Below are 6,059 nucleotides of genomic sequence, written 5' to 3' on the forward strand. Positions count from 1 at the left end.
CGGCAGCACGAGGTTCGCCACCACGGCCACCAGGAACACCACGGCCACGCAGTTCTGCGCGAACACGCTCTGCACGATCTCGGGGAACACCGCGAACAGGGCCGACGCTTGCGTGAAGCCAATGCCCACGGCCAGCGACAGCGCGGCGATGGTGATGTTGCGCTGCGTGAACCCGGCGCGCGCGATCATCTGGAAGCCGCTCACGATGATGTTGCCGAACATCATGATGGTGCAGCCGCCCAGCACCGCCTCGGGCAGCGACGAGAACACCACGCTGATCACCGGCAGGAACGCGGCCAGCACCATGATGACGGCGCCGGTGGCGATGGCGCGCCGGTTCACCACCTTCGTCATGGCCACCAGGCCCACGTTCTGCGAGAACGACGTGATAGGCAGGCAGCCGAAGCACGCCGACAGCGAGCTCACGAAGCCGTCGCACGCGATGGAGCCGGTGAGCTCCTTCTCCTTCACCTCGCGGTTCAGGCCCACCATCGTGAGCGCGGAGGTGTCGCCGATAGTCTCGGTGGCCGACACGAGGAAGATGAGCGTGACCGACACGATGGCGCCCAGGTTGAACTCCGGGGTGAACGGCATGAGCTGCGGCAGCGCGAACAGCTGAATGCCCGCGAACCCGCTGAAGTCCACCGCCCCCATGAACAGCGCCACCACATAGCCTATCACCAGGCCGAACAGCACGGAGAGCTGCTTGGCCTTCCCCTTCGCCAGCACTTGGAACACCAGGCACGACACGAGCGAGACGGTGCCCAGCGCCAGGTTCTGCGGCGACCCGAAGTCCGGCACGCCGCTGCCACCGCCGAACGACGTGGCACCCACGCCCAGCAGCGAGAACCCGATGGACGTTACCACCACGGCCGCCACGATGGGCGAGATGATGCGCCGCCAATACTTCGCGAACAGGCCCAGCACGCCCTCGATGATGCCGCCCACCATGATGGCGCCGATGGCCGTGCTGTAGCCGTACGTGGCCACGATGCCGCAGAGCACGGTAACGAACGTGAAGCTGATGCCCATGACGATGGGCAGCCCCGAGCCGATGCGCCCCAGAGGAAACAGCTGGATGAGCGTGCCGATGCCGGCGATGAGCATGGCGCTCTGGATGAGCGAACCCGTCTGGTCGGTGCCGAGGCCGGCCGCGCCCGCCACGATGACGATGGGCGCGAGATTGGCCACGAACATGGCCAGGATGTGCTGCACGCCGTAGGGCACGGCGCGCAAAAGCGGGATGTCGCCGTCGAGCTTGAACAGCTCCTCGGTTGCGAACGGCTTCATCGGCGGAACTCGATCTCGCCGGTTGCCGGGTCCATGGCGTCCACGATGGCGAGCGACTCCAAGCGGTAACCGCGCTCGCGCAAGCCGTCGCCGCCGGGCTGGAAGCCCTTCTCGATGGCGATGCCGATGCCCTCCACCGTGGCGCCCGCCCCGTCCACCAGCTCAATGAGCCCGTTGAGCGCGCAGCCGTTCGCCAGGAAGTCGTCGATGATGAGCACGTGGTCGTCCGGCCCCAGGAACTTCTTCGACACGATGACGTCGTAGACGCGCCCGTGCGTGAACGACTGGATGCGCGTGGTGTGCATGTCGCCGTCCAGGTTGATGGACTGCGCCTTCTTCGCGAACACCACGGGCACCCCGAAGTGCCGCGCCACCACGCAGGCGATGCCGATGCCCGACGCCTCTATCGTGAGGATCTTCGTGACGGGCGCATCGGCGAACAGGCGCTTGAACTCGGCTCCCATGGCGTCGAACAGCTCGATGTCCAACTGGTGGTTCAGGAAGCTGTCCACCTTCAGGACGCCCTCCGACTTCACCACCCCGTCGCGCCTGATGCGCTCCTCCAACTGCTCCACGTGCCGCCTCCGTCGTCCGCTTTCTCCGTCTCCCGAGCCGCCGTGCGCACCCCCGCGCGCACGGGCGAAACCTCTGCTGGACAGTGTAAAGGACACGCCCGCAGTTGGGAACGGGTCATTTGCCCGAGCAGCCGGAAAGCGAGACGGAAGCGAGCGGGGTGCAGGGCGCGGCAAGCAGCTGGTACGATGCGAACGGCAAAGTTTCAACCGGTAGGCTGCAAAGCCGCGCACCGCGCTCGTTCCGGCCCTACAGCACGACTTGGCCGGTGACTACCAGGACGATGGATGCCACGGCGGCGGCCAGGATGACGAGCACCACCACCTTGTCCAGCGTGCTGCGCAGGTACGGCTCGCCCCGCTCCTTCTTCCCCTTGATGTACATGAGGATGCCCGGCGCGTACAGAAGCGACATGATGGTGAGCCCCACCGCGCCGCTCGCGAACGCTAGGAAGAAGCTGTAGATAACGCCCACGATGCCGAAGATGCGCCAGAACACCAGGCTGCCGCCCACCTTGCCCTTGAATGCCTGCGGCTCCGTGAACGTGAGCTTGGCGAAGTACGCTGCCGACAGCAGGTACGGCAGCAGGATCATGCCGGCGGATATGGTGTAGAAGAACTGGTACGTGCTGTCCGAGAACAGCATGATCACGAGGAACGCCTCGATAATGATGTTCGTGACCACGAGCGTGACGATAGGGGCGCCCTTTTTGTTCGTCTTGGCGAACGCCTTGATGAACACGCCCTGCTCGGCCGCCTCGTAGGGCGATTCGCTCGAGAGCACGGTGTAACCCAGCATGGCGCCCACGAGCGATAGCACCACGCCGCAGTTGATGAGGACGGCGCCCCACTGCCCCACGGCCACCTCCATGACGCCCGCGAGCGCCGGGTTCTCCAGCAACGCCAGGTCGGACAACGGCATGACCCCCATGCTAAGAACGCTTACCAGCAGGTAGATGGTCAGCACGCACACGAACGCGATGATGGTGGCCTTGCCCACGTCGCGCTCCTTCTTCGCGCGCCCGGAGATGGCCACCGCACCCTCGATGCCCACGAACACCCAGATGGTCACCATCATGGTGCCGCTCACCTGCTCCCAGAACGGCAGGTTGGGATCGGCGCCCGTCGCGAGGTTCGCCATGAAGATGCCCAAGTCGAACTTCTGCAGGAAGATGATGGCCGTGATGGCCACGAAGATGGGCACGACCTTCGAGATGGTGATGACGGCGTTCACGCCGGTGACTTCCTTGATGCCGCGCGACACGAGGAACACGTAGAACCAGATGAGGCAGCTCGCACCGACAATGGACGCCAGGTTGTTGCCCTCCCCGAAAATGGGGAAGAAGTACGACAGCGCGCCGAACAAGAGCGCCGAGAAGCTCACCGTGCAGAGAAGCGCGCTGATCCAATAGCCCCACGCGCTGTTGAAACCCAGGAAATCGCCGAAACCGGCGCTTGCGTAGCTGTAAATGCCGCCCTTGAGCTGCGGCTTGATGCGCGAGAGCGCGAAGAACGTCAGCACGAGGCACAGCACGCCCACCGCCGAGATGCCCCACGCTGTGAGAATTGCCGCGCCGCTGGCGCCGTTAGCCGCCTGGTCGCCTGCCAGCGAGAACACACCGCCGCCCAAGATGAGCGTGATGACGGTTGTGACGAGCCGGAAGATGCCGAGGCCTCCCTGCGGGCGGGGGATATCGGCAGATGCAGCTGGCACGACCGCCGGGGCGGCCTCGATCGTCGATGCGGATTGGTGCGATGCGGAAGCGCTCATGGGACCACCGTTCCTCGTCGGGTTGACCGCATCATGATACTCCACCGCCCTGCATTACGTCAGAGCGTTATGCATTATTTTGTATGCCGTTAACGAAGGGAACGGCGCTGCCGCTCGATGACCGTGCGGTCCACGAGAACGTCGGCCAAGGAGGAGCGGTTGAGGTCGCAGCCCAGACCGTGCGGATGGCCGGTGCGGTTGAGCGTCACCCGGCCGCGCTCGGCCGTGTACGGCGGATCGGTGACATCCACGGCAAAGTAGCGTGCGGTGGCGCCGACGTCACCGGGCGCGTCGATGCCGGGCAGCGTTTCGAACGCGGCGTGCAGGCGCCTGGACACGCCGGTGTCGTACATACCGCCCATCCACACGCCAAGGCCGCGCACCTGCGCCAGCCGCAGGAAGTCGAGCGCAGGCTGCACGCCGCCCATCTTGGCAATCTTGAGCGCATAGCATCCCAGTTCAGGATGCTGCAACGCCCGCGCCAGATCGGCCGGGCGGGCGATGGACTCGTCCAGGCAGATGGGCGTATGCAGGCTGCGCTGCAGGCGCGCCAGCCGGTCGAAAAGGTCGGTCGGCCCGACGCCGGGAAGGCGGTGCGGGTCGAGCGGCTCCTCGATCCAGGCAGGGCCGCACGCGTCGAGGGCGCGCAGCTCGTCCAGGTCGTGCTCCGCGAAGCTCTGGTTCGCATCCAGCGTGATCATGAGCCGGGGATACGCTTCGCGCACCGCCTGCACGGACGACAGCGAGCCCCCGGGGGCAACCTTCAGCTTCACCCGGCGATAGCCCGCCTCGACGCAACGGCGCACCGCAGCCACCGTGTCGGCAGCCACCCCCATGCCCACCACGGCGCCCGCCGGCACAGACGCCTGGCCCGCCGCAGCTCCCCCGTGGGGCACTGCGCCGCCGATCAGCTGCCACAGCGGCTTGCCGACGATCTTGCCGTACAGATCCCACAGCGCCGGCTCGAGCGCACCTTGCGCCAGCGGGAACGCGGCCGCCTCCGCGCAGGCGGCGAACGACGCGCTGGCCTCGGAGGGGTGCAGGTACGCCTCGTTCAGCACCAGGGGGGCCAGCACCTCCTTGAGCACGCGCACGTCCTGGTCGAGCGTCTCGGGCAGGTACCAGTCCGTGGGGAACGCCACGCATTCTCCCAGGCCCGTGCGCCCGGCATGATCCTCCACCTCCACTATGACGGACTCGCGGTCGCGCAGAACGCCCTTCGCCGTCTTGAACGGTTGCAGGAACGGCAGGCGAATGCGGTGCAGCGTCACGCGCACCACCTCGATGCGCTGCTCGTAGCGTGCCTGGAGCGCCGCACGGTCGATCTTGCCGATGCCGGTGCGGGGGAACTCGTCGAGCACGAAGAGGCAGCGCGGCTGGTAGAGCTTCGACAGACGCGCGCTCAGGCTGGCCCGCACGGTGGCGGCGAACTGCTGCGGCGCAACCGGCTCCGTGCGCTGCGGGGCGGCGGGACGCTCGCGCTCCACGAACGCGATGGGACGGCGGCCCCAGACGGCGTCGGGCGCGCCGAACACGTAGGCCTCGGCGACGCCGGGCACGCGCACGAGCTTGTCGCGGATCTCGGCCGGGTAGACGTTCTCGCCGCCCGACACGAACATGTCGGTGGTGCGCTCCTTCACGTACAGCCGTCCGGCCGCCAGCGCCGCCGTGTCACCCGTGAGGAAGAATCCGTCCACCGTGTGCGCCGCCCGCGCGTTGAGGTAGCCCTCGAACACGCCGGGGCCCTTGACCGCCAGGCGGCCGAAGCCCTGCGCGTCGGGGTCTACGATGCGCGCCTCGTAGCCCGGCAGCAGCCGCAATCCCCCGTCGAACGAAGGCGTGACCTGCGCATGGGCAATCTGGCTGGACGTTTCCGTCATGCCATAGCTCGCGTATACGCGAGCACCGGCCGCGGTGGCGCGACCAAGCGTATGCGGGTTCGACGCAGCGCCGCCCAGCAGAATGCACCGGTAGCCCTTCAGCGTGTCCGCCTCGTCCTCGTTCAGCAGGTCCTGCAGCATCTTGTCCACCACCGACACGTGGGTAACGTGGGAGCGCGCCGCATCGGCCAGCAGACGCTTGGCGTCGAAGCGGCGGTAGAGGATGAAGGGCACCTGCCCCAGCAGGCTGCGCACGACCACTTGGAAGCCGCCGATGTGGTACAGCGGCAGCGCCGCCTGCCACATGCCCACGCCAGGGCTGTTGAGGGCGGCGTTCGAAGCCTCGGCGGCGCGGCACACCTGGCACCAGGCCAGCGGCACGGCCTTCGGCTTGCCGGTCGTGCCCGAGGTGAACATGATGAGCGCCCGCGCCTTCGCGTCGAACACATGGGCAGAGCGCTCGGCGAAGTGGATGATCTCCTCGAGCGCGTCCTGCCGCTGCGTCTCGTCGCGCCGCCGGCGCGCCGCACGGTTGGAAGTCGCCCG

Annotated in this window: 4 protein-coding genes; all 4 read right to left on the reverse strand. The window is 67.1% G+C overall.

All coding sequences use genetic code 11. The annotated features are described in order from the left end of the window. Window positions 1–1,290: uracil-xanthine permease family protein (locus GPA_RS12635; protein WP_041239606.1), on the reverse strand; the 1,290-nt coding region annotated here is incomplete at its 3' end. Further along, on the reverse strand, window positions 1,287–1,865 hold the full coding sequence (locus GPA_RS12640) for a xanthine phosphoribosyltransferase (RefSeq protein WP_041239607.1): 579 nt from the start codon (window positions 1,863–1,865) through the stop codon (window positions 1,287–1,289). The genes GPA_RS12640 and GPA_RS12635, both read right to left, overlap by 4 nt. A 247-nt stretch (window positions 1,866–2,112) precedes the next feature. After that, window positions 2,113–3,633 (reverse strand): basic amino acid/polyamine antiporter, encoded by a 1,521-nt coding sequence (locus GPA_RS12645; RefSeq protein ID WP_015540103.1) that lies wholly within the window; start codon window positions 3,631–3,633, stop codon window positions 2,113–2,115. Window positions 3,634–3,722: 89 nt separating this feature from the next. Beyond that, window positions 3,723–6,059: o-succinylbenzoate synthase (gene menC / locus GPA_RS12650; RefSeq protein ID WP_041239608.1), on the reverse strand; the 2,337-nt coding region annotated here is incomplete at its 5' end.

Origin of the sequence: Gordonibacter pamelaeae 7-10-1-b (assembly GCF_000210055.1) — a bacterium.
Classification (GTDB): domain Bacteria; phylum Actinomycetota; class Coriobacteriia; order Coriobacteriales; family Eggerthellaceae; genus Gordonibacter; species Gordonibacter pamelaeae.